The following is a 23,044-nucleotide window of genomic DNA, read 5'->3' on the forward strand; positions in this document are numbered from 1 at the left end:
CGACCTTGTCAACCCGGCCACTCGGGAGTGCCGGAGCGAGTAGAACCAACACTCCGTTCCCCAGAGACCGATAGAGCCGTCGCTGCGCTCCTCAGGGAACGTGAAGATTCACCACCGTACGATCCCTGAGGAGCACCAAAGCGCTAGTGGGGCCCGTCACGGAGGGCCCGCTCAGATCTTTTGCTAGGGCTGATCGGGCCGCAACGCCACGAACAGGCCCTCGGCCTCCGCACACAATATGTCCCCGTCGTGCAGTGTCGCCTTGAGAATGCGCTTGCGGCCTTCTTCGCTGACCAGCCAGGCGCGCAACTGTAAGGTCCGAGCGATCGGTGTGATGGAACGAAAATCGGTGTGCAGGTACGCAGTCCGTTGGGGCGGCCGACCCCCAGAGTTCGCCAGGCGACCAAGTATCTCGTCGAACATCAGCGGGATGGTGCCGCCATGGGCGGCGTTGTTGCCACCGAGAAAGTAAGGGCCGAAACGGACCGTCCCGCTCACACTGTCGCCGTCGGATTCGGTGACGACTATGGTCGGCGACATCGTCTGACCGCGGCCCGGGATGTCGGTTCGTCGTCCGAAGACCCGATCGCGTTCGCGCACGCCGAGTGGCTCGAGTTTTCGCGCCCAGCTACCGAGAACGGCGGACAATGACTCCAGGAGCTCGGGGTCGGGCTTCGCCTCGGCGAGGCGGTCCAGGAAATCCCCGAGGTTCTCGATCATGTCGCCGTACACGGCGCTGTATTCCGCTCCGCCGGAGAGCTCCGAGGAACGCCACGGGCGTTCTCCGCCATCGGAGAACCCCGCGGCGCCGGGTGGATGTTGCCCACTCAAGCGGGCACACTCCCGGTGTGAATCCGGGCCGCACGCAGACCCTCCTCGGTGCTCGGCGCCTCGATCCGCCACTCACCACACGAGCACCAGCAGTCGTAGTGATCTCCGTCGGCCGACGGAATGATCGCCTGCCCGTCGCAGTATCCGCCGGTGTTGGCGATCGACTGCATGAACTCCAACGGCTTCTCGTACAGCGAATTGTCTTCGTCGTGATCGCTCATGTGTTCACTCCTCAATTCTCGTCGGGTGCCAGACGGAAGACCGGCAGCATCCAGCCGTCGGTGATCGGGTGAAAGTCCACGGTCAGGGCCTGACCGATCTCCACGTCCTCCGGATCAACGTCGACGATGTTGGAGACCAGCCGTGCCCCCGGGGCATCCGGAAGGTCCACGACCACCGGTACCAGGGTGACGTCGGGCAATCCCGGAAAACCGTGCACCACGGCGAAGCTGTACACAGTTGCCGCTCCCGACAATTCGACCCAGTCCACATCCGTGGACTGACACTCGGGACAGTAAGGCGTCGGCGGAAGCCGGAAGTGCCCGCACGCAGAGCATTTCGGCGCGACGAGCCGGCCTTCCCGGGCTGCGGTCCAGAAGGGCTCGGTCACCGGATTCGTGGTGATCTGAACATAATCGCTCGGTAGCGCGGTTGCGGTCGCCATCAGCTGGCCTTTCCCAAGATGAGTCCGGAGACCGGCAGCGACGCCGGTCCGCCGGTGATGAGAGCGTGTTCTGCGTCGGTGACCTGGTTGATCGCGGTCCCGCGCATCTGCTCCACACCTTCCACGATATGGGTCATACCGATGATGTACGCCTCGGACAACTGGCCGCCGTGGGTGTTCACCGAGATGTGACCGTCCTTGCGTTCCGGCGAGTAGCGGATGGCTCCGGACTCCACGAATGCACCACCCTCACCGCGATCACAGAACCCGTAGTCCTCCAACTGCATGAGAACCATGGGGCTGAAGTGGTCGTACAGCAGTGCGACATCGATGTCGGACGGACCGAGACCTGATTGCTTGTAGAGGCGATCGGCGATCGGCTTGTTCCCGGCCGACGCGAAGTACTCGTCGGGCATCCCCATCCACGCGAACGCGCGACCCCAGTCCTTGGAGCCCCCGTGTGCGGCCGCGACGACCGGCACCGGCTTCTGCTTCAGATCCCGCGCCCGATCCATGCTGGTCGTGATCACCGCCACCGCTCCGTCGGTCTCCTGACAGAAGTCGTAGAGACACAACGGCTCGGCGATCATCCGCGCGTTGAAATAGTCCTCCTTGGTGAGCGGCACGCCTTGGAAGCGAGCCTTGGGACGGTTCTGCGCGTTCTCTCGCTCGGTGAGCGCGATCTCGCAGAAAGCGTCGCGGCGCGTTCCGTAGAGGTGCATGTGACGCCGCGCCAGCACCGACATCAGATGCCCCGGTCCGGCCAGGCCGCTGGGCTGCAGGAAGGAGTTGATCGGGTCCGGAGCAACTGCGGAGAACACGGTGCCCAGACGTTGTTTGGCCTGCTGCAGCGCCATCACCGTCACGACGACGGTCGCGTCGCCGGCGACGATCGCGGCTCGGGCGAGACCGATCGAACCTGCCGAACCACCGCCACCCGAGGTGAGCGAGGCGGTGAAGGTCACCTCGGGGATCCCGAGCGTCTCCATGAAGTCGGCCGTGTCCATCTTGTCGCCGTAACCGGCCCCTGCGCCGGAGTAGTAGGCGAATCCGTCGATGTCCTTGACCGACAAGCCCGCGTCCTCGCAGGCGGCCAGGATGGCCTCGCAGGCCAGCTGGGTGGTGGTCTGCGGCCACGACTCGCCGCGTCGGTAGTAGGGCGTGGCCCCGATTCCGACGATCGCGACGTCGCGCAATCCGTTGGCGTCCGCCATCGCGCTCATCCCTGGATCGCGTCGGTGCTCTCCGGCACCGGCGGAACGTCGGGGAACAGCTCATAGAAGACACCCTGGGTGATCCGCTCGACCGTTTCCGGCTTGGCGTGAGCGAACAACCCCTCGAGGGTCTTCTGGGTGTGTCCGAACGTCCCCTCCATGTGTGGATAGTCCGAGCCGAACATGACGTTCTTGTAGCCCATCGCCTCGTTGGCCGCGACGGCGGTTTCGTCGTGCTGGAAGGACGCGTAGACCTGCGTCATCAGGATCTCCTTCGGATCCCGGGTGAGCTTGGGCCGCACGGCCATGTGGTGCTGGCGGTATCCCTCGAGCAGGCGGTCGCCGAGGAACGGAATCCATGTGGCTCCACCCTCGGAGATGAGGATCTTGAGGTCGGGGTGACGATCCAGCGCGCCCGACGCGACCAATTTCATCGCTGCACGCTGACCGGAGAAGGTCGTCTCGGTGTAGTTCATGACCGCGCCGCCCGGTCCGCGAAACACCTGCCCGGCCCCGCCGGAGGTCATGTCGACCGGGTCGGTACCGATGTGGAAGGCCGGGACGATGCCCGACTTCTCGCAGATCTCCCAGAAGGGCTCCCACTCCTTGCGGTGCCAATCCGGCGCCGACGGATGGGGGGTGGTCGGCAGGAACACCGACTTGAAGCCGTTCTCGGCCAGCCACTCGATCTCCGACACGGCGTCATCGACGTCGAGGGTGGAGACCTGTCCGGTGACCACGTAGCGCTTCGACACCGGTGCCAGTTCGTCGCGCGCATATTCGTTGCTCGCCCGCATGCAGGCCTTGAGAAGCTCCGGCGTACGGAACGTCGATGCCCACATGCCCAGACTCGGGAAGATCACCTCGCCCCAGACACCCTCCTTGTCGAGGTCGGCCAGGCGTGCCACCGGGTCACGCACGCCCTGCGGCTTGTGGCTCTCCTCGATGAACTGGACCGCTGCCGACGTCGGCAGCTTGCGCCGGAAGGTCTGGCCGTCCACCGAGACCGTCTCCCACTCGCCGTCGGGATCCTTCTGCGACTTCGGGGTCAGTTCGGCCAGCGCCTTCGGCAGGCGGGCATCCCACACGTCATCGGGTTCGAGGAAGTGGGAGTCACCGGAGTTGGTCCACATCTTGGGCATCGATCATCGCCTCCAACGATTGTCTGTGAGAACGCCGGGACCGACATCCTCAAGGGCTAATCAGAGTATTCATCTAAACAATTAGGCTGTCAAGCTTTTCTAAGAGTAGATCATTAGATATTCTCGTGGCACACTGTCCACGCCCTCAGCGGAGCTGTACGCAATCCCGAGACAAGGGGTAACCCATGGCCAAACGCCGACATGTCACCGGCGAGGCGACGCGTACCGCGCTGATGGTCGCCGCGGAGCGGCTCTTCGCCGAGCGCGGCGTCGAAGGCGTGACCATGCGGGAGATCCAGGAGCGCGCCGGCCAATCGAACGCTTCGGTTATCACCTACCACTTCGGCTCCAAGACGGGCCTGGTCCAGGCCTTGATCCGGTGGCGCAACACCGAACTCGACCGGCGTCGCGCCGAGTTGCTCGACGACGCGCGCGAAGACGGCCGGGAACAGGACCCCGGTGCCGTGGTATGGCTGGTGGTCCGCCCGCTGGCGGAGTCGATCGCCGCCGGCGAGATGTTCGTGCCGTTCCTCGCCCGACTCAGCGAGAATCCACGGGCGACCCAGGAGTACTGGCCGGCCGACATCGACGACTGGTCGACCGACCTCATGGAGAAGCTCGTCGGTGGGGCGATCGCGGACATGCCCGACCGGTTACGCCGGGGCCGGGCGTTTCAGCTCTACAACAGCGTGCTGAACCTGCTGGGCGAGCAGGCCCGGGCCGCGCATCCCATCAGTGAGGTGCAGTTGCACAACTACGTCGACGCCTGGGTCGGGATGCTCACCGCGCCGGCCTCCGAGGACACCCGCGCCCTACTCGCCGGGGGATAGGTCAGCGGATCTGGGACACGAGGTGCCCGACGTCGGCCAGGGCACGCAGTGCGTCGTTGAGGTGAGTGCAGCCGGCCACGCCCTGCAGCCGTTCGAGGACTGTCGTGCGCAAGTTCGCGATCGGCGAGCCGATCAATCCATCCACCCCGAACACGGCGAGGGGACACTCGGCATACGGCAGGACGTGCGGTTCGGGAGTGACCTCCACGAGGGTCATCGACTCGGCATCGATGCGTGCGGTCAGTCCGTACTCGTGCACCGCGATCCGACCCCCAACCGGTCGAGTCGAAGAGTCCTGGAACATCGAGTCGACCCACACGTCACGGCCATCCCGCCAGACGTCGATGCGCCTCGCGCGGCGCATCGACAGCTCGGAGATCTGCTCGATGTCGTGCCAGGCAAGGGGGTCGTCGTTGGCTTCGAGAGGCTCGACCTGGCGGGTCCGATGCGTCCACCGGGAGGTGCCGTCGGGCGCGAGACCACTCGATCCCGGCATGAATCCGGTACAAATGCCGGTCATGTCGCGCTGCCGAGCGGTCCCGGCCGCCCCCGGAGCGAGCAGACTCTCGATCGGGTACCACTGAGCAAACGCGAATCCCGAGATCAACGTGGCCCCCGGGATGTCGTCGAGCATCAGGTCGACCGGGTCGGCCCCCGTGACTCCGCCTACCTTCGCCGATAGTGCGCGGCGGAATCCACTGCCGGCACGCTCCCCGACCAGATCGCCGATGCCCGGCCGGTCCGGCGCCGTCGCAATCGTGATCGCCTCGACTCGACGATCGGTCGCCACAGTGACACGCATCGAACTGCGGGCGATTGCGACACCGTCACGTCCTGTGGTGACCAGGTCACGCCCACGTCCGTCGAGGGTCAGCCGACTTCCCCACCCGTCGGCCCAGCGCATATCGATCGTGGTGGTCCTTCGCACCGAACCCGGTCGGCGCGGAGGCGCCGATACGGCCGGCCCCCGCACTCTGGCGCGCGGATCTGCTGGGTCCAAGGGCCCGATGCCCTCGACGTCGATCAGACTCATCAGCTGTTCGCTCCTCACCCCTCGGTGTCGTCGGAGACGCGCATGGCGTTATTCCATTTTCAGTGCAATTATTTTACTATTATGGATGTTAGCGGCGCTGGAGTCCAGCGTCACCCCCGCCACCCTACGTGCCTCGGCATGCCGCCGCGGAAAGGCAGTTTGAGCGTTATGACCACCCACTCCCGATCGAATTCCGGCGCCGCTCGCGTGGGAACGGTCATGCGCGCACCGAAGACGGCCGAACTGATCGCCGGACACCTACGCCGCCAGATCGTGCAGGGTGAGTTGGAGCCCGGCGAGACCCTACCGCCGGAGATGACGCTGATGGATCAGTTCGGCGTGTCACGACCCACGCTCCGCGAGGCGTATCGGATTCTGGAGGCGGAGAGCCTGATCGGAGTGCGCCGTGGAGCACGCGGAGGCGCTCAGGTGCTCGAACCCGATCCGATTGTCGCAGCCCGACACGTCGGCCTGTTGCTACAGCTGCAAGGGACCACGATCCAGGACGTATACCAGGCCCGCATGGTCAACGAGCCGGTCTGCGCACGCATGCTCGCCGCGATCCGCACCGATCAGGATCTCGACGACCTGCGCCTGGTGGTTGCCGACCTCAGCGCGCTGGTCGAGTCGGGACCCAGCGCAGCGCCCGACATGTCCCAATGGAGCCACAACACCTACCGTTTTCACGAGTTGATCCTGCAGCGATGCGGCAACACGACGCTGGCCATCCAGGGCGCGGTATTGGCAGATATCGTGGAGACCCATTTGGTGCAGGCGATCTCCCAAGGCATGCTGGAAGAGGAGAATCTACAGCCTGCCCGCTTCGAGAAGACGCTCCGTTCGTACCGAAAGATGATCCGGTTACTCGAAACGCACGACGGTGCAGGCGCCGAGCTGCACTGGCGGTCACATATGGAGATCGCCGCCGGTTACATATTTCGGTTCGACCCCAGCAATCTCCCATTGGTCGACATCGTCAAGTGATGAGCTGCGCAGGGCCCGCGATCGACGTTGATCGCGGGCCCTGCGCATGTTCAGAGTGATTGCCGCAGAATCAGATCCGCTCGATAATCGTCGCGTTGGCCATGCCGCCACCCTCACACATCGTCTGCAGACCGTATCGTCCGCCGGTGGATTCCAGGTGGTTGAGCAGGGTGCCCAAGATACGGGTTCCCGAGCCGCCGAGCGGATGGCCGAGCGCGATCGCGCCGCCCCGCGGATTGAGCTTGTCCTGATCGGCATTGAACTCGCGCGCCCATGCCAGCGGCACCGGCGCGAACGCTTCGTTCACCTCGTAGGCATCGATCTCGTCGATCGAAAGCCCCGACTTGGCCAACGCCTTGTGCGTCGCGGGGATGACACCGTCGAGCATCACCAGCGGGTCCGAACCCGTGACGGCGAAGGTGTGGAAGCGGGCGCGGGGCTCGAGACCGAGTTCATCGGCCTTCTCGGCGCTCATGATCAACGCCGCGGATGCGCCATCGGTGAGCGGTGACGAGTTGCCCGGCGTGATCACCCAGTTGATCTCCGGGAAGCGCTGTGCGAACTTCTCGTCGGCGAAGGCCGACTTCAATTGCGCGAGTCCTTCGGCGGTGGTGGTGGCACGGACCGTTTCGTCGGCAACATGGGTCGATCCGTCCGGCAGTGCGACCGGGATCATCTCGTTGGCGAATCCGCCGTTCGCGGCGAACTCCGCGGCACGCGCGTGTGACCTCGCCGAGAAGGCGTCCAACTCTTCGCGATCCAGCTTCCACCGCGCCGCGATCAGCTCTGCGCCGATGCCCTGGTGCGCGAGGCCGGCAGGATACCGCTCGGCAAGCGGCCCATAAGGATTGGTTCCCGGCAGCGCCGCTGCGCCCATCGGAACACGGCTCATCGACTCCACGCCACAGGCGATGACGATGTCCTGAGCACCGGACAGGACGGCCTGCGCGGCGAAGTGTGCGGCCTGCTGGCTCGATCCGCACTGCCGGTCGATGCTCGTACCCGGCACCGCTTCCGGGAAACCGGCGTGCAGCAATGCGGTCCGGGCGATGTTGAGCGCCTGATCGCCGGCTTGGCCCACGCAGCCGGCGATCACGTCGTCGACGAGTACCGGATCGAGGTCATTGCGCTCGACCAGCGCGCGCAGTGTCTGTGAGAGCAGGACGACGGGATGTACGTCGGACAGCGCGCCGCCGGACTTGCCCTTGCCGGACCCGGTCCGGACGATGTCGACGATGACTGCTTCGGTCATGATTGTTCCTCACGCTTGCTTTACAGTTTATTTATTTAACCATTAGTGCCATGTTTGGGGCAACGCGCGGGCCGAACACGGCACCGGCGATGCGGGGGCCCACGTCTGCGGAAACAACCGATTCGCCGTCAGCTCACGAGCCTGCCCGTTCCATCCAGAAGTCGAGTTCGAGTTCTTCCTCTCTGGCGCATGACCGGTAGACCGACATATCGGTGACACCGGCTTCGGCAAGGACCTCGTCGTCGATGAGACATTGCCCGGTTCTCTCACCACTCGGCGTGGTGAGAATGACGTAGGCGGCATCGCGCACGATGTCGGTGGTGCGGCTACGCGAGACGAGGTCCGCGCCCAGGACATTGCGAACGGCTGCCGTGTCGATCGTCGTACGCGGCCAGAGAGAGTTGGCCGCGATCCCGTAGTCCGCCAACTCGCGGGCCAACCCGATGGTGACCAGTGACATCGAGAACTTCGAGATCGTATAGGCGAGATGAACCTGGTCGATCCATTTGGGGTCCAGAGAGATCGGCGGCGACAAGGTCAGGATGTGCGCATTGCCCGACTTCTTCAGATACGGGATCGCGCTGCGCGACAACGAGAAGGCACCACGGGCATTGATGTCCTGCATGAGGTCGTAAGCCTTCATGCTCATCTGCTCGGTGGGAGCCAGATTCAGCGCACTGGCGTTGTTCACGACGATGTCGATGCCCCCGAACTGTTCGGCGGCGGCCGCCACGGCGGCGTCGACGTTGTCGTCGTCCCGCACGTCACCGACGATGGGCAGCGCGTGCCCACCGGCCTCCTCGATGGCCTTGGCGGCCGTGTAGATGGTGCCGGGTAGCTTCGGGTGGGGTGCGGCGGTCTTGGCCAGCAGTGCGATGTTGGCGCCGTCTCGCGCTGCGCGAACGGCGATAGCTTCACCGATCCCGCGGCTACCGCCCGACATGATGATGGTTTTTCCGGCCAGTGACGGCACTATGTACTCCTTCGTTGCGAAATGTCCGGGCGGTCCTCGACCGTGACGGTGGGATCCGATGCCGCTGTCACGGCGCGCCGACGGGAAGGCGGCGCAGGTCTTTTCGTCGGATGGCCTGGGGCTCGAACGCCACATCCGCGCGACTGATCGTCTCGCCCGGAGCCACGATCTCGTCGATCCGGTCGAGGATGGCGTCGTCGAGGTGGACCTGTGCCGACGGCAGTTGGCTCTCGAGTTGTGCCAACGTGCGTGGACCGATGATCGTCGATGTCACGGCAGGATGAGCGAGAGTGAATGCGAGCGACAGCGTGATCAGGTCCAGTCCTGCATCTGCGGCGACTGAGTCGAGGCGGGTGAGCAGTTCATGCTTCGTGTCGGCACCCGGACCGTCGGCAGTCCACGTGCCGCGTCCCACGCGTGCGAACCGTGAATCCGATGCCATCGCGGTGTCGGCGCGATATTTGCCGGTCAGCCATCCACCGTTGAGCGGACTCCAGACGATCGCACCCATGCCGTAGCGCAGGCAGGTGGGAAAGACGTCGCGCTCGGCACCGCGTACGAAGATCGAGTACGGCGGCTGCTCGCACCGAAACCGGATGTGACCGCGACGCTCGGCCGTCCACTGCGCCTCGACGATCGTCTCCGCGGCGAACGTAGAGGTGCCGACCATCCGCACTTTGCCGTCCCGAACGAGGTCGGACAGGGCGCCCAGCGTTTCGTCGAGATCGGTGTACTCATCCTGACGATGGACCTGATACAGGTCGATGTAATCCGTCTTGAGCCGACGGAGGCTGTCCTCGCAGGCTTGGATTATCCACCGCCGCGACGCGCCACGATGATTGCGATCGCGGCTCATCGGGTTGAAGAACTTGGTCGCGAGGATGATCTTGTCGCGCCGCCCCTGCAGCGCCGTACCGACGATCTCCTCGGACTGCCCCGCCGAATACACGTCGGCCGTGTCCACGAAATTGATGCCGCCGTCCAACGCGGCATCGATGATCGTCCGGCATTGCTCGGCGTCCGTGTCACCGACTGCACCGAACGACATCGCACCCAAACACAGTCTGGATACCTGGATACCGGTCTGACCCAGGTGGCGCATCTGCATGATTTCGATTCCTTCGTGCCCCGCTGCCGCGGCGCCCATGGTGGCGGTCGTTCGCCCGCTGAGGCGACCGATATGGCGCAAAAACAGTGCATTTAGTTGTACGATAGTCGATCGTGGCCGACAATCAAGGCCAACCCGATCGGTGGCCCACCCACCACGACGAAGAGCCGAGACGATGAGCGTCTACGAATCCGTCCATGGCCGAACGCTGGTCGTGCACATGGACCGCCCAGCCAAACGCAACGCGATCGACCGCCAGATGGCGCAGGGCATCAGTGCCGCCCTCGACCGACTCGACGACGACGACCAGCTGTGGGTCGGCGTCATCACCGGCACCGACACCGTGTTCTCGGCAGGCACCGACCTGGCCGCCGGCCGGGATGCGAAAACCGATCGTGGTGACGAGTACGGTCTGATCCGACGTCGACGCACAAAACCGCTGATCGCGGCCGTGGAGGGGCCGGCTTTGGGCGGAGGGTTCGAGATCACGCTCGCGTGCGATCTCATCGTCGCATCCACCTCTGCACGGTTCGCGCTGCCCGAGACGCGCCGTGGCGTCATCGCGAGCTCCGGCGCCCTGTTCCGGGCGCCCCGTGCCCTGCCGCCGGCGATCGCCAAGCAACTCCTCATCACCGGTGCCGGCCTGTCCGCTGAGCGGGCCCACCATTTCGGTGTGATCAATACCCTCGCCGCGCCCGGCAAGGCCCTCACCGAAGCGCTCGCGCTCGCGGAGGACATCTGCCAGTCCTCTCCGATCGCGGTACGCCAAACCCTGGCCGCGATGGCCGAGCAGGACGAGGACGCCGACAAGATAGGTTGGGCCGCCACCGGTCGGGCGATCGACGTGGTCACGGCATCAGAGGACATACAGGAGGGGATTCGCGCCTTCTTCGAACGCCGGGCACCGGAATGGACTGGAAAGTGACGTCCTGCTGAGCGCTCGACCGTCGGGTCGAGGTCGCGATCGTGAGGAGAGGGGTGTCGGGATCATTCCGGTGCAAGGCCACCGTTCCCACCACTGCGCACTGCGGTACATTTACCCAAGAACCGTCAGCCGGTTGACGATTCACGTCGACCGAACTCCGGGAGGATCATCGTGAGGGTTGCACCTGGCCAGGTTGCTGTCGTCACCGGAGGGGCCAGTGGAATCGGGTACGGACTCGCGGCCGGGCTCGGATCCCGCGGAGTCAAGATCGTGCTCGCCGACATCCGCGAACCCGGACTGGCCCAGGCGAAAACAAGCCTGACGGACCGGGGGATCGACGTCCTCACCGTTGTGACCGATGTCGGCGATCCCGACTCGGTCCAGCAGCTCGCCGATGCCACGATCCGGCACTTCGGCCGGGTGGACATCGTCTGCAACAACGCCGGAGTCGTTGGCGCACAAGCACCGATGTGGGAGCAGCAACGTCAGACGTGGCAGTGGCTCATCAACATCAAGCTGATGGGTGTGGTGCATGGGGTCACGGCGTTCGCGCCGCTCCTACTCGAGCAGGGCACCGGCCACATCCTCAACACGGCGTCCGCCGGCGGTTTGATGCCACTGCCCACGATGACACCCTATAACGCGACGATGCACGCCGTGGTCGGTCTCACCGAAACCTTGAACATCGAATTACGCGGGGCTGCAGCTGGTGTCGGCGCTTCGGTGTTGTGCCCGGGCCGCGTGGCGACCGGGCTCGGCACCAACTCAGAAGCTCTCCAACCGGCGGCGGGTGTCGCGGCAATCGGCAATCCGCAGGATTCCGCAGAATCAGTCCTCGATCCGGCCGAGCTTGCGGAGCTGACCATCGCCGCTATCGAGGCGGGCACGGTGCACATCGTCGCCGGCGCGGGTGCGGCGGTGGGTGCGCGAACACGGCTCGACTCGGTTCTTCGTGATCTGACCCAACGTCCGTGACCTGAGGTCGTGCGTCGGCTGTCATTCGCGCAGGGCAGAGATGACATCCCGCCCGAACAGGTCGATCGTATCGGGATCGGCGCGGTCATGGAATCGGACGATCGCGAGCTTCACACCTCGATCCGCCTCGGACGCGAACCGTGCCGTCAGCTCGTCAGTCGTGCCGATCAGCGCAGGACCCCAACCTGATTCAGGCATTCTGCGAGCCGATCGTTCCGCGACCTTCGCCCGAGTCGCTTCGTCGGTCACAACGCCGACGGGATACTGCACCGAGATCTTCGCAGCTCCGCTCAGCGGCGCGAGTTCGTTGAATCTCGGCCGCGCGGATGCGACACAATTCCACCAGTCCGCATGCTTGGCGACCAGGGGCATCGTCAGTCGTTTTCCACCTCCACCGATATGGATGGGAATCGTCTCCTGTTGCGGAGTCGGCCGGCCGTAGGCGCCAGACAGCTGGAAGTGCTTCCCGGGGTAGTCGAACGGTTCACCGGAGAACATCAGCCGAAGTATGTCGATCGTCTCACCGAGTTGCTCGGCCCGTTCCTGCCGGGTGCCGACGTCGAAGCCGAACATCGCGAACTCGTCGTCCACCGAACCCCACCCGAGGCCCAATTCGAGTCGGCCGCCGGAGATCTGATCCAGCGTGGCTGCCATCTTGGCAATCAGTGACGGGTGGCGAAAGGGATTGCATCCCACCAGGTGCCCCAAGCGGATCGTCGTAGTCGACGAGGCGATCGCAGACAACAGCGTCCAGCTCTCCAGGGCATCGAACTGCGGTGCACCGGGGGCATAGAGGTGGTCCATGACCCAGAAGGAGTCGAATCCGGCAGCTTCCGCACTGCGCGCAGCGGCGATCATTGCTGCAGCGTCGATTCCCAGTTGCGGTAGGAACAGACCGAACCGGAGCCCAGGGCGACGATGTTCAGTCATGTGTCAGTCGAACCAACCCTTCTTGAGTCGAATCGGCGACGGCTCTCCCGGCCAGATCGTAGATCTGGCCCCGGCACAGTGCGCGGTCTGTCCACGATCGGACCGTGGTCGTCTCGTGCAGCAGCCACGTCTGCGCATCGGGTCGGGGCGAAAACCACAGGGAATGGTCGAGACTGACTGCACGCAGCCGTCGATCACCCATGACCACACCCAGTGGCCCAAGTGACGCGCTGAGCAAGAACATGTCGGAGAGGTAGGCAACCGCCGCCGCGTGCAGCAACGGCTCCTTCGGCAGTGGGTCAGCCGGCCGCACCAGAAACCGCTGCCGCGGTGGCGCCGAGCCGGTCCGCAGCACACGCGAGCGCGCCGGCTCTTCGAAGAATCGGACGTCGAGTCGAAGCATGCTCGTCAACGCCGCCAGCCACGACCGCAACTGGCGAGCGTGGTCGTCATCGGCGGGCTCAGGCGTCCATGACGCCTGACCCGCATCGACGGTCGGATGGTCGGCTTCGGGATGCGCGTCACTGACGGGACGTAGCGAGAGTTCCACGGTTGCCAGCAGATCGGCCCCCTGGACAGCCACAACGCGTCGCCTAGCACTGGATCGCCCATCACGCGTGGCGTCTACTCGGTAGTCGATCGGACGCGCCCAGTCACCTGGGCGCTCAAAATACGCGTGTAGTGAATGCGGGAGATACCCCGGGTTGACCGTGCGGCCGGCGGCCGTCACCGATTGACCGAGAAGCTGACCGCCGAAGACATTCCCGGGGAGCCCGAGACGTGGCGCGCCCCGAAACACCATGTCACCCAGCTGTGCCGGGTTCAAGATGTCAGCCAGATTGTCTGTCGTCATGCGAGCCCGTTCAGGTGGTCACGCACGAATCGGTCGACCAATTCGGCGTCGACGCGATCATCGGCACACAAGTGCGCCGTAGCGCACAGGAAGACGTGCAGGTCCTCCAGTGCAAAGTCGGCAGGAAGCGAATCCTCCTCGTGCGCCCGGTCGATGAGGCCCTGGCCACGTCGTCGAATCTCGCTACGGCGCTGCGCCAAACCTGGCGTGTCCTCCGGACTGCCCAGAACCACATCGACCAGCCCACGACCCCCCAGTCGCGTCAATGTCGATGAGTATCGTTGGACGGCATCAAACGCAGAACTCATGGACTCGACCTCGTCCAGTTCGCTCTCGACCTCGGTCAGGAGATCTGCCAACACGGCCTCTATCAGATCGTCGCGGGTGGCAAAGTGTCGGTACAGCGTCCCGATCCCCACACCGGCAGCTGTGGCGACCGCGGCGGCGGACAAGTCGAACCCCCTGTCCCAGAGTTGCTCCCGACCGATCTCCAGCAACCTCTCGCGATTGCGAAGTCCGTCGGTACGGGGCCGTCGCGCCGGCGCATGTGGGCGGCTCATCGCACCTTCAGTGTGCCGCCGTCGATCGATATCGTCTGCCCGGTGACGAATCCGGCACCTTCGGAAGCATAGAACGCCATCACGGGCACGAAGTCGTTGACGATGTCTCCTAGTCGGCCACCGATCGGGATGCGTTGAGCCATGATCGCGTCGTGCTGAGTCAATTGATCCTCGGTCATCTCCGACCGGGTCTTGTCGTACATCGGTGTCCAAATCGCCGGCGCGATCGCGTTGACCGTGATGCCGTATTGCCCCCATTCGGCGGCGACGGTGCGCGTCCAGGCGAGGACTGCGCCCTTACTCGCCGAATAGGCCGCCTTGCGCGGCAACCCGTCGAGACCTGCGGCGGAAGCAAAGTTGAGGATAGCTCCGCCGTGATCTCGCAGATGCCGGAATGCGGCTTGATTGGTCAGCATCGTGCCGGTGGCGTTGATCGCCATCACCGTGTTCCACAAGTCCAGCGGGGTCGATTCCGACGGGGCAGAAGGCGCAATACCCGCCGCATGGATCAAGACATCCAGTCCGCCAAGGGTTTCCACTGCCGCATCGATGGCTCGATCCACCGAGACCTGATCCGAGACATCAACCTGCTGGAACGTTGCGCCCACCTCGTCTGCGACAGTGCGTCCTACGCTCTCGACGAGGTCCAGCGACACCACCCGCGCTCCGAGTTCGGGAAACGCACGCACGAGGCCCTCCCCCATGCCGCTGGCACCACCGGTGACGATGACGCGACGGCCGTTGAGATCTTGTGCGCCCATCCAGTTGCCTTTCGCGTCACTTAAACGGAGCTATTGACTCCTGTTTGATCTCTCACCATAGAGCTCAGGCGCAACGCCACGCAAGGGTGCTGCCCTCTTCAGGGATGGGCGTTCACCAGCGCACGCGTGAGGAAATCAGCGAGACCAGTGGTGAAGACGTCGTTGTCGTCTCCCGCGACCATGTGCCCGGCCTCGCGCACATCGACCACCTCGATCTGCGGGATGAGCTCCCGCATCTCGGCGACTCCCTCGTCGGAGACGACGTCTGAGCGCAGACCTCGTATGAGCAGGAACGGACAACCGACAGTGCGCGCGGCCGCGAGGGATCGTTGGTATGCCGCTGCACTGTTCGGATGCTCCGGACTGTCCGACGCGTCATCGAGGTCGAGACTGCGCGGATCCCAGTGCCAGTGCCACCGCTCGTCTCGCAGCCGGAGATTCTTCTTCAAGCCCTCCAGCCCGCCGGTCCGACGTCGGTGCGGGTTGTAGGCCGCGATCGCCTCGGAGGCCTGCTCGAGACTCTCGAATCCATTGGGCGCACTCCGCATGAAATCGCGTACCCGCGAGCTACCGGACTCTTCGATTCTGGCCGCGACATCGACCAGAACCACGGCCTGCGCGAGTCCCTCGTTCTCGCCGGCGGCCATGAGCGAGATGATGCCGCCGAGAGAGGCCCCGACCAGCGCCAGCGGTAGTCCAGGATCACGACGCCGGACCTCGGCGATCAGTGCCAGTAGGTCATCGAGGTGTCCGGACAGGCCGTAATCGGCATCCTGTGCCCATCCGCTGTCACCGTGCCCACGCAGATCCACCGCGTAGGTGATCCAGCCAAGTGCCGCCAGTCGCTCGCCGGTCGTGCGCCAGGAATGCCGTGTCTGACCTCCACCGTGGAGCAGGACCACGATTCCGCCGGTCGCCAGGCCCATCCAACGGTCGGCAGCCAGCTCGAGTCCGGCGCCCGGAAGGGCGACGCGGGCATGTGAGGTGTCATCGGTGGCCATGAGCGCCCTTCAGGTTTCCAGAATCGTCTCCAGCGCGGTTCGCTGCTCCGCGGTCAGCGGGGTCGACCGCTTGCGGTCGGGAGCCAGTCGGGCCAGCACGATCGTGATGACCGCACAGACCACATCTTCTTGGTATAGCACCACCCGGAAACCCAAGCTGCTCACACCGAGCCGGATCAGACCGGTTTCCGCGCAGACATCGCCGACGAACAATTCCCGGTTGAACTGCGCGGTCACGTCGACGACACCCAGGTCGCGGGCGGGCAACAGAGCGCCACACGTATCGACGAGCAATGAGTTCCAGGCGTCGGACGAGTACTCCATCGCAAGATAGAACGGGACATGGGCGCTCGCGGGTACCGTGCCGTCACGCTCCGGGCGATGTGAGATGGGGGCCGCATACGACTTCACCGTCTGAGTATGTCCCGATATCCGGTCGATGTCTGCGCCGTTCGCACAACACAACTCAAATATCCATGCGTGACAAAAGGAATGCACCGGTGCGAGTCGAGGCCTGGCCGAACCGGCCCAGCTCATGAGATCGTGAGTGCAGGGCTCCTCGAGAGGTCGAAAGAGTCGGATTGAGCAGTCGGGACAGTTGGTCCACGCGCGAGCCGACGCGGCCCGCCCGACCATGTCAGGAGAGAGATGAACCAATCAGAACTGGTGATCGTCGAGCATTCAGGGTCCACGTGCACCATCACCCTCAATCGCCCGGAGGCCCGCAATGCACTGTCGCAGGCGCTGAACCATGAACTCGTGGCCGCCGTCGACGACGTGGACGCAGACCCGGCCGTGGCGGTCATCCTGTTGACCGGTGCCGGTGGGTCTTTCTGTTCCGGAGTGGATTTGAAGGAACTCGCGCAGAGGGGGTTCACCGGAAGCGAGAAGACCGAGAACTGCATCGATCGCGTCGCCGCCTGCACGACACCAGTTGTCGGACTCGTGGACGGGCCGGCCGTGACCGGCGGCTTCGAGCTTGCGCTGGCGTGCGATTTCCTCATCGCATCTGCGACAGCTCGGTTCGCCGACACCCACTCTCGGGTAGGTATCGTCCCGGGCGGTGGGCTCACCGCACGATTGGCGGAGGCGGTAGGGATTCGCCGGGCCCGGCAGCTCAGCGCCACCGGGCAGTACGTCGATGCAGCCACCGCCCTGCACTGGGGATTGGTGAACGAAGTAGTCGAGCCGGAACAGTTGCGCGACCGCGGCCTGGCCATCGCCGAATCATTCTGCGCCGCCGATCCGGCCACCCTGAACCAGGTGTGGGCTCTGTACGACTCGCAGTCCGACGATCGGCTCACCGTTCCCCTCGCCCGTGAGACCGAGATCAACCGGACCTGGACCGCACACGTGAGCTCGTTGGCCGAATCCACCGCAGCTGTTCTGGATCACGGCCGGGCTCAGAACGCCGACCGTCGATGAGGCCGCCACGCCAGGTGTCCGTCATACCACCCGATTGTCACTCGCCCGGCGCCGTGACCCGTCGTCGGTCTCGGCACCGGGCGGAGCTCGCCACAGCTGTCGCACTGGTGAACTAAGAGCCCGCCGGACCACCCGGCATCTTGAGAAGCGATCCCGCATCGACCCGCAGTTGTTGACCGGTGACGTAGCGGGAATCGTCTGAGGCGAAGAACAGCACCGCATTCGAGATGTCCACGGGTTCCACATACGGGATGGGCATCGCCTGGAACATGGTGAAGGCCGGCTCCACGTCTTCGCGCGTGGGATTCTCCAGGTCGGGACGGAACATCGAGTAGAGGCCGTCGTTGTGGAGGAGGTGCGTATTGACGTTGGTCGGATGGATCACATTGACCCTGATGAACTCTGGTGCCAGATGCAAGGCGAGCTGCTCGGCGTAACCCATCAACGTCTTCTTCGCCCAGCCGTATCCGGCAGAACCGGGACCCATCGCCGGATTGTCCGTCGTGTTCGGCAGCATCGCTGCCGTCGATCCGGTGATCACCACCGAAGCATGCTTACCCAGGTGCGGCATCGCCACAGCGACCGCGTTCATCACACCGACGAGATCGACGTCCACCGCATCGACGAAGTCCGATGCGTGCGGGTCGCCCATGGCCATCGGCAGGATGCCGGCGTTCGCCACGACGACGTCGAGACGGCCAAGCGCTGCCAGTCCCTCGTCGAGCGCCGACTTCAGCTGCTGCCGGTCACGCACGTCGGCCTTGACCGTGACGATCCGACGATCGAACTTCTCGACGAGCTTGGCGGTCTCGGCCAGATCCTCCTCGGTGGCAAGCGGATATGGGTTCGACTCGATCTGCTCGCAGATGTCGACCGCGATGATGTCCGCACCCTCTTCGGCAAGCCGTACCGCGTGGCTTCTCCCCTGCCCGCGTGCCGCACCGGTGATGAATGCGACTTTGCCTTCGACTCTTCCGGCCATGATTGATTCTCCTCGTTTGTGTTCGGTGTGGATGGTTGTCAGGCGATATCGAGCGGCAACGTGGTGGCGACCGCCTTGGTCTCGAGGTAGGTCTCGAGTCCCTCGATGCCGCCTTGCCTGCCCACGCCGCTGTGCTTGTACCCGCCGTAGGGCGAGTCAGACCCGTAGAACATGCCACCGTTGATCATGAAGGAACCCGTGCGGACGCCACGGGCAATCGTCAGTGCTCGTTCCGGGGATGTGGTGAAGACGGTGCCCGACAATCCATAGATGCTGTCGTTGGCGATCCTGATCGCGTCCGCATCGTCATCGAACGGCGTGACCGACAGTACCGGCCCAAAGATCTCGGCCTGCGAGATCGCAGCCGCATTGTCCACGTCGGCAAAGAGGGTCGGTTGCACGAAGTAGCCCTGGGGCCTGTCCTCGGGAATCCTGCCACCGACGATCAATCGGCCACCCTCGGCCTCGCCACGTCTGATCAGCTCAAGAATGTTGGTTCGCTGCTTCTCCGTGATCACCGGCCCACAGAAGACGCCGGGGTCGGCCGGATCGCCATAAGGGATTGCCGCGTAGATCTCTTCCAGCGCGGCTACCGCTTGGTCGTACTTGGACCGATGGACGAGCAGCCGGGTCGGCAACGCGCAGCCCTGTCCTGCGTGCATGCACGCCGACATCGCGGCGGGTAGCGCCGATGCGAGATCCGCATCGTCCAATACGATTCCAGCGCTCTTGCCGCCCAGTTCGAGGAGTAGTTTCTTGAACGTGGGGGCCGACTTCTCGGTGATCAGCCGACCCGTCCTGGTCGACCCGGTGAACGAGATCATGTCGACGCGCGGGTCCGTCACCAGTCGCTCGGCGACGGCGATGTCACTGGTGGTGATGATGTTGACGACGCCGGCCGGGATCTCGGTCTTCTCCGCGATCAGTCGCCCGACCCGGGTCGCATTCCACGGCGTCTCCGATGCCGCCTTGATGACCACGGTGTTTCCGGTCGCGAGAATCGGACCGAGCTTGTTGATCAAGATCTCAAAGGGAAAGTTCCACGGGATTATGCCGGCGACGACTCCGACAGGTTCCTTGAACACATGCCGCATGTTGGTGATACCGAGCAACGAGCTGTCGGAAAGGCGGCGGTGCCACGGCAGGCCCGCGACCGCTTCGGCCGGCCAGAGGAGACCGTCTGACAATGGCCAATCAAGCTGTGCCATATAGGTTGTCATCAGTGGCGCACCTGCTTCGATGACCAACTCCAGTCGAAGGACCTCTGCCTCGGCACTGATCGCCTCATGCAGTTGATGGAGGCAGCGTTGCCGGAACTCGAGGTCCGTGGCCCAGGACGTGTGGTCAAAGGCGCTCCGGGCGGCCGCAATAGCCGCGTCCATATCGGCGGCGGTGGCATCGGCGGCGACACCCACCTTCTCACCGGTCGCGGGATTCACGACGTCGAATGTCCCCCCTGCGCCCGCGTGTCGCAGAACTCCATCGAGGAGAATCCGCTCCTCGTGTGTGACCGAAACCGATTGTGGTGCTGACATTTGCGTCCTCCGATCCCGCACCTGCGTGTGCGGGCAAGCTGTGTTCCGTGTCACAGACGCTACCTTTTGGGCCTCAGAACCACAACCCATTGACGTAGTAGGGTTTCGTGCAGAGGGAGGGCATATGGCCGAGCTTCACAAGACGGAGACGAATCGCGGGGGACGGCCCCGTGTCACGGACAAGACCGCCATCGCGGCGGTCGGTTTGCGACTGTTCGCCGAACGCGGCTTCGACTCGGTCACCATGGCAGACATCGCCGACGCATGCGGCATCGGTCGCAGCACCCTCCTGCGGTACTTCGCCGCGAAGGCCGACATCCTCTGGGATCGCTCGGCCGACGAAGTGGCGGCGCTGGCCGAGAAGCTACGGGCAGCGCCGACGTCCGCGGATCCGGTTGGGGTGCTGTGCGTGGAGCTGCCGGCGATGCTCGGCTACCTCGATTCCGAATTGGATCTGCTGCGTACGCAAGTGCGAATCATTGCGGAGTCGTCGAACGGTTGGCCCCTCGGGTCGACCAGGTTCAGCTCCTGGGAATCCGTGGTGACCCTCTTCATCACGTCCCGCACCGATCACCGGCCTGGCGATCTGTTCACACAGCTCTTGACGCAAAGCCTCTTCAATGCCGGCTGGACGGCACTCACGGTCTGGGCCGAATCCGATGAGCAGCGGCCGGACCGGCTGCTGCAGGAGGCATTCGGCTTGGTGCGCGGCGGTTTCACCAGCACCTGATGTGAGCGACGAACGCGAGATCGTCGCGCTCAGTCCCACATCAGACCACCATCGATGAGCAGGGTGTGTCCGGTGACGAAACCCGCCTCGTCGGAGAGCAGGTACGCGACGGCCGCCGCAACCTCCTCCGGCCGACCCATCCGACCCACCGGGATCAGATCTGCCCACTGCTCCTGTTGGTCTGCGCCGAACGCGATGATTCCCTCGGTCAGAATCGTGCCGGGACCGACCGCGTTGATCTGTATGTTTCGCCGCGCGTACTGTAGCGCGGCATTCTTCGTCAGTCCCACGACACCGTGCTTGGCGGCGGTGTAGGCGGCCATGCCGGGCGCGTTCTTGGTTCCGGCATTCGACGCCATGTTCACGATCTTGCCGTGTCCGGCCTGGACCATGTGGGCCAGTTCTCCACGCATACAGAGGAACGTACCGCGCAGATCCACACCCATCACCGCATCCCACTCGGCGATCGACAGCTGATGGAGGTCTCCGGGGGTATGGGCGATTCCCGCGTTGTTCACGGCGAGATCGAGACCTCCGAGGTAGTCGATCGACTCGGCGATCAACGCCTCCACACCGTCGGCATCGGAGACGTCGGCCTGGATGAACGAGGCCTGGCCACCGGCGCCCACGATCGTATCGACTGTGGCTGCTCCCCCCTCGGCGCTCACATCCGAAACAACCACCCGCGCTCCGTCACTCGCGAGGCGGATGGCAATCGCCCGACCCAGGCCCGAGCCCGCGCCGGTGACCAGCGCGCCGGCATTCTCAAATGTCATCTTCGTCTCCGTTGACGTGCGTGCGATGTGTCGATCAGGGCTGGCCGGGCAACAGCCGGACGAAAAGCGCTTCTGCCTCGGCGCAGACGAGGTAACCATCGGAGATCGTTCCGGTCACGAAGGTCTTTCGACCCTCGATCTTCTCGATCCTCGCGTCGACGCGCAGTGCTCGCAGCACCGGGGTGACGCTGCGATAGTTCACATTCAGGAATGCCGTCCTCGAGTTGGGTTGGCCTCTGCGGCTGACGAACATACCGAGTAGATCGTCGAACAACATGGGGATGACTCCGCCATGGACGGCGCCTCCCCCACCCATGTGCGCGTGGTTGAACGTCACGGTTCCGGCCAGGGAGGTGTCGGATGTGTCGGTGGCCTCGTACTTGACCAGCATCGGGTGTACATCGCTGCCCATCTCCCGGTCCCGTGCCACGCGGTGACCCTCGGGCGCCTCGAACTCTTTGAGCCGCTTCGTCACATCCGCGACGGCCGCCGTCAGTTCCAGAGTGGCCGCCGGTGGCGGTGCCACCAAGCACAGGGTCTCCTGCAGATCCCGAAACGCATCTATCAGGTCGACAAAGGATGTGGTGTCGTACGCCGGCGCCTCGGTCATCGTCGCTCTCTCTGTGGGGTTCGGCGATCGATCACCGGATCAGGCCTTCGCTGATCACTGCCAGGTCCGCCTTGAGATCGGAGAAGCTTCGGCTCGTGGGTTCGATGGTGATCCAGGTGACCCCGGCGTCCTCGTAGGCGGCCAGCTTCGGTGCGACCCTGGCGACGAACTCAGTGGCGCCTCCCGATCGCAGCGCATCGCTTTCGAACGGGACAAACGAAACGTCGATGTCAGGTTTGCCCAGCTCGGCACGTCGTTTGTTCTGCGCGCTGATCTGGATGCCGAGTGATTCGATGTCCTCGAGCGGCGGGGTCTTGGTGATCGCCGCCATTTCGGCCTTCTGTGCGATCGGCATCCAACCGTCCGCCTTCCCGGTCACCCGCCGACGCGCGGCCTGGCTGTTGCCACCGATCCAGATCGGCGGACCGCCGTCGGTCAGTGGCAGTGGCAGCGCGATGTGCCCGGAGATTCCGAATGCCGGACCGTCGTGTTCCTCGCCTCGCCATGTGGCCCGCATGGCGTCGATGCCCTCGTCGAAAAGCTTCCCGCGGCGCGCATAGTCCGCGCCGAGCGCCGTGAACTCCGACTCGAGATATCCGGCACCGAGTCCGAGAGTGACCCGACCACCGGACAGAAGGTCGAGACTCGCAACGGCTTTGGCACCCAGATAAGGACTCCGATATCCGACCACCATCAGATAGGTGATCAACCTGATGTTCTTGGTGGCCTGGGCCGCCATCGACAACGAGACGAACGGATCAAAGGCATGGTGTCCGCCGTTGGCCAGCCATTCGCGGTCAGGATAGGGATGCTCACTCATGGAGAAGCCGTCGAACCCGGCGTCTTCGGCACAACGCGCGACTTCACCGAGACTGCCGTCGCCGATCCAGTCGCGGTAGTGTTTGACCGCTCGCATGGGAAACATCAGATTGAACTTCACAGCCATGATC

The 23,044-nt window shown here is 64.4% G+C and carries 26 protein-coding genes; 6 read left to right on the forward strand and 20 right to left on the reverse strand.

What is annotated here, in order from left to right:
* Positions 1 to 183: 183 nt before the first annotated feature.
* From D7316_RS10265 to D7316_RS10285, 5 genes are read right to left on the reverse strand one after another with little or no spacing between them, the layout of a single operon-like run.
* On the reverse strand, positions 184 to 831 hold the full coding sequence (locus D7316_RS10265; RefSeq protein ID WP_232016859.1) for a PaaI family thioesterase: 648 nt from the start codon (positions 829 to 831) through the stop codon (positions 184 to 186).
* Entirely contained in the window at positions 828 to 1,052 is a 225-nt protein-coding gene (locus tag D7316_RS10270; protein WP_005199491.1) for a hypothetical protein, read from the reverse strand. Before D7316_RS10270 ends, D7316_RS10265 begins: the two co-directional genes overlap by 4 nt.
* A gap of 11 nt (positions 1,053 to 1,063) precedes the next feature.
* Positions 1,064 to 1,495 (reverse strand): Zn-ribbon domain-containing OB-fold protein, encoded by a 432-nt coding sequence (locus D7316_RS10275; protein ID WP_005199492.1) that lies wholly within the window; start codon positions 1,493 to 1,495, stop codon positions 1,064 to 1,066.
* Positions 1,495 to 2,709, reverse strand: coding sequence for a thiolase C-terminal domain-containing protein (locus D7316_RS10280; protein WP_124708186.1), 1,215 nt, complete (start codon positions 2,707 to 2,709; stop codon positions 1,495 to 1,497). Before D7316_RS10280 ends, D7316_RS10275 begins: the two co-directional genes overlap by 1 nt.
* Positions 2,710 to 2,714: 5 nt before the next feature.
* On the reverse strand, positions 2,715 to 3,851 hold the full coding sequence (locus D7316_RS10285) for an amidohydrolase family protein (RefSeq protein WP_124708187.1): 1,137 nt from the start codon (positions 3,849 to 3,851) through the stop codon (positions 2,715 to 2,717).
* A 185-nt stretch (positions 3,852 to 4,036) separates the two neighbouring features.
* On the opposite strand from D7316_RS10285, the gene D7316_RS10290 reads away from it, so the two are divergent.
* Entirely contained in the window at positions 4,037 to 4,681 is a 645-nt protein-coding gene (locus D7316_RS10290) for a TetR/AcrR family transcriptional regulator (protein WP_124708188.1), read from the forward strand.
* A gap of 1 nt (position 4,682) precedes the next feature.
* Here the strand turns inward: D7316_RS10290 and D7316_RS10295 are convergent, their stop codons facing one another.
* Positions 4,683 to 5,585, reverse strand: coding sequence for a DUF2889 domain-containing protein (locus D7316_RS10295; protein ID WP_119032194.1), 903 nt, complete (start codon positions 5,583 to 5,585; stop codon positions 4,683 to 4,685).
* 171 nt (positions 5,586 to 5,756) lie between these two features.
* On the opposite strand from D7316_RS10295, the gene D7316_RS10300 reads away from it, so the two are divergent.
* Positions 5,757 to 6,698, forward strand: coding sequence for a FadR/GntR family transcriptional regulator (locus tag D7316_RS10300; protein ID WP_197718212.1), 942 nt, complete (start codon positions 5,757 to 5,759; stop codon positions 6,696 to 6,698).
* A gap of 70 nt (positions 6,699 to 6,768) precedes the next feature.
* Here D7316_RS10300 and D7316_RS10305 read toward each other — a convergent pair whose 3' ends face one another.
* The 3 genes from D7316_RS10305 to D7316_RS10315 all read right to left on the reverse strand — a co-directional run bounded on the left by D7316_RS10305 (position 6,769) and on the right by D7316_RS10315 (position 10,031).
* Positions 6,769 to 7,950, reverse strand: a complete 1,182-nt coding sequence (locus tag D7316_RS10305; protein WP_124708189.1) for a thiolase family protein — start codon at positions 7,948 to 7,950, stop codon at positions 6,769 to 6,771.
* Positions 7,951 to 8,083: 133 nt separating this feature from the next.
* Entirely contained in the window at positions 8,084 to 8,923 is an 840-nt protein-coding gene (locus D7316_RS10310; protein ID WP_124708190.1) for an SDR family oxidoreductase, read from the reverse strand.
* Between the two features lie 67 nt (positions 8,924 to 8,990).
* Complete coding sequence (locus tag D7316_RS10315; protein WP_124708191.1) at positions 8,991 to 10,031, reverse strand: aldo/keto reductase; 1,041 nt, start codon at positions 10,029 to 10,031, stop codon at positions 8,991 to 8,993.
* Between the two features lie 175 nt (positions 10,032 to 10,206).
* Between D7316_RS10315 and D7316_RS10320 the strand changes: the two genes are divergently transcribed.
* Together D7316_RS10320 and D7316_RS10325 are read left to right on the forward strand one after the other, a co-directional pair.
* The gene (locus D7316_RS10320; protein WP_124708192.1) at positions 10,207 to 10,956 is read left to right on the forward strand and encodes an enoyl-CoA hydratase-related protein; all 750 of its coding nucleotides are present in this window, start codon (positions 10,207 to 10,209) and stop codon (positions 10,954 to 10,956) included.
* 171 nt (positions 10,957 to 11,127) lie between these two features.
* On the forward strand, positions 11,128 to 11,931 hold the full coding sequence (locus D7316_RS10325; protein ID WP_124708193.1) for an SDR family NAD(P)-dependent oxidoreductase: 804 nt from the start codon (positions 11,128 to 11,130) through the stop codon (positions 11,929 to 11,931).
* Positions 11,932 to 11,952: 21 nt separating this feature from the next.
* Here D7316_RS10325 and D7316_RS10330 read toward each other — a convergent pair whose 3' ends face one another.
* The 6 genes from D7316_RS10330 to D7316_RS27110 form a co-directional block, all read right to left on the reverse strand.
* On the reverse strand, positions 11,953 to 12,861 hold the full coding sequence (locus D7316_RS10330; RefSeq protein WP_124708194.1) for an LLM class flavin-dependent oxidoreductase: 909 nt from the start codon (positions 12,859 to 12,861) through the stop codon (positions 11,953 to 11,955).
* Complete coding sequence (locus tag D7316_RS10335) at positions 12,854 to 13,714, reverse strand: acyl-CoA thioesterase (RefSeq protein ID WP_124708195.1); 861 nt, start codon at positions 13,712 to 13,714, stop codon at positions 12,854 to 12,856. The genes D7316_RS10330 and D7316_RS10335 overlap by 8 nt, the downstream gene beginning before the upstream one ends.
* Positions 13,711 to 14,274: a TetR/AcrR family transcriptional regulator gene (locus tag D7316_RS10340; RefSeq protein WP_124708196.1), complete on the reverse strand. Its 564-nt coding sequence runs from the start codon at positions 14,272 to 14,274 to the stop codon at positions 13,711 to 13,713. Before D7316_RS10340 ends, D7316_RS10335 begins: the two co-directional genes overlap by 4 nt.
* The gene (locus tag D7316_RS10345; RefSeq protein ID WP_124708197.1) at positions 14,271 to 15,035 is read right to left on the reverse strand and encodes an SDR family NAD(P)-dependent oxidoreductase; all 765 of its coding nucleotides are present in this window, start codon (positions 15,033 to 15,035) and stop codon (positions 14,271 to 14,273) included. Before D7316_RS10345 ends, D7316_RS10340 begins: the two co-directional genes overlap by 4 nt.
* Before the next feature lie 98 nt (positions 15,036 to 15,133).
* A complete protein-coding gene (locus D7316_RS10350) occupies positions 15,134 to 16,036 on the reverse strand; it encodes an alpha/beta fold hydrolase (protein ID WP_124708198.1) in 903 nt (300 codons plus the stop codon).
* A 9-nt stretch (positions 16,037 to 16,045) separates the two neighbouring features.
* Positions 16,046 to 16,447 (reverse strand): acyl-CoA thioesterase, encoded by a 402-nt coding sequence (locus tag D7316_RS27110; protein WP_119032201.1) that lies wholly within the window; start codon positions 16,445 to 16,447, stop codon positions 16,046 to 16,048.
* 237 nt (positions 16,448 to 16,684) lie between these two features.
* Here D7316_RS27110 and D7316_RS10360 point away from each other — a divergent pair, with 237 nt between their 5' ends.
* Complete coding sequence (locus D7316_RS10360) at positions 16,685 to 17,461, forward strand: enoyl-CoA hydratase (RefSeq protein WP_124708200.1); 777 nt, start codon at positions 16,685 to 16,687, stop codon at positions 17,459 to 17,461.
* 112 nt (positions 17,462 to 17,573) lie between these two features.
* On the opposite strand, the gene D7316_RS10365 is transcribed toward D7316_RS10360, so the two are convergent.
* Positions 17,574 to 18,443 (reverse strand): mycofactocin-coupled SDR family oxidoreductase, encoded by an 870-nt coding sequence (locus tag D7316_RS10365; RefSeq protein ID WP_124708201.1) that lies wholly within the window; start codon positions 18,441 to 18,443, stop codon positions 17,574 to 17,576.
* 38 nt (positions 18,444 to 18,481) lie between these two features.
* A complete protein-coding gene (locus tag D7316_RS10370) occupies positions 18,482 to 19,978 on the reverse strand; it encodes an aldehyde dehydrogenase family protein (RefSeq protein ID WP_124708202.1) in 1,497 nt (498 codons plus the stop codon).
* A 124-nt stretch (positions 19,979 to 20,102) separates the two neighbouring features.
* On the opposite strand from D7316_RS10370, the gene D7316_RS10375 reads away from it, so the two are divergent.
* Positions 20,103 to 20,708: a TetR family transcriptional regulator gene (locus D7316_RS10375; RefSeq protein WP_051989316.1), complete on the forward strand. Its 606-nt coding sequence runs from the start codon at positions 20,103 to 20,105 to the stop codon at positions 20,706 to 20,708.
* A 29-nt stretch (positions 20,709 to 20,737) separates the two neighbouring features.
* Here the strand turns inward: D7316_RS10375 and D7316_RS10380 are convergent, their stop codons facing one another.
* Genes D7316_RS10380 through D7316_RS10390 form a run of 3 tightly spaced genes read right to left on the reverse strand, consistent with a single transcriptional unit; the run spans position 20,738 to position 23,040 of the window.
* On the reverse strand, positions 20,738 to 21,484 hold the full coding sequence (locus tag D7316_RS10380; RefSeq protein ID WP_124708203.1) for an SDR family NAD(P)-dependent oxidoreductase: 747 nt from the start codon (positions 21,482 to 21,484) through the stop codon (positions 20,738 to 20,740).
* 34 nt (positions 21,485 to 21,518) lie between these two features.
* Complete coding sequence (locus D7316_RS10385; RefSeq protein ID WP_124708204.1) at positions 21,519 to 22,094, reverse strand: hotdog domain-containing protein; 576 nt, start codon at positions 22,092 to 22,094, stop codon at positions 21,519 to 21,521.
* A gap of 31 nt (positions 22,095 to 22,125) precedes the next feature.
* Positions 22,126 to 23,040: an LLM class F420-dependent oxidoreductase gene (locus D7316_RS10390; protein ID WP_124708205.1), complete on the reverse strand. Its 915-nt coding sequence runs from the start codon at positions 23,038 to 23,040 to the stop codon at positions 22,126 to 22,128.
* Between the last annotated feature and the right edge of the window lie 4 nt (positions 23,041 to 23,044).

The sequence above is a fragment of the Gordonia insulae genome, assembly GCF_003855095.1.
Lineage (GTDB): Bacteria > Actinomycetota > Actinomycetes > Mycobacteriales > Mycobacteriaceae > Gordonia > Gordonia insulae.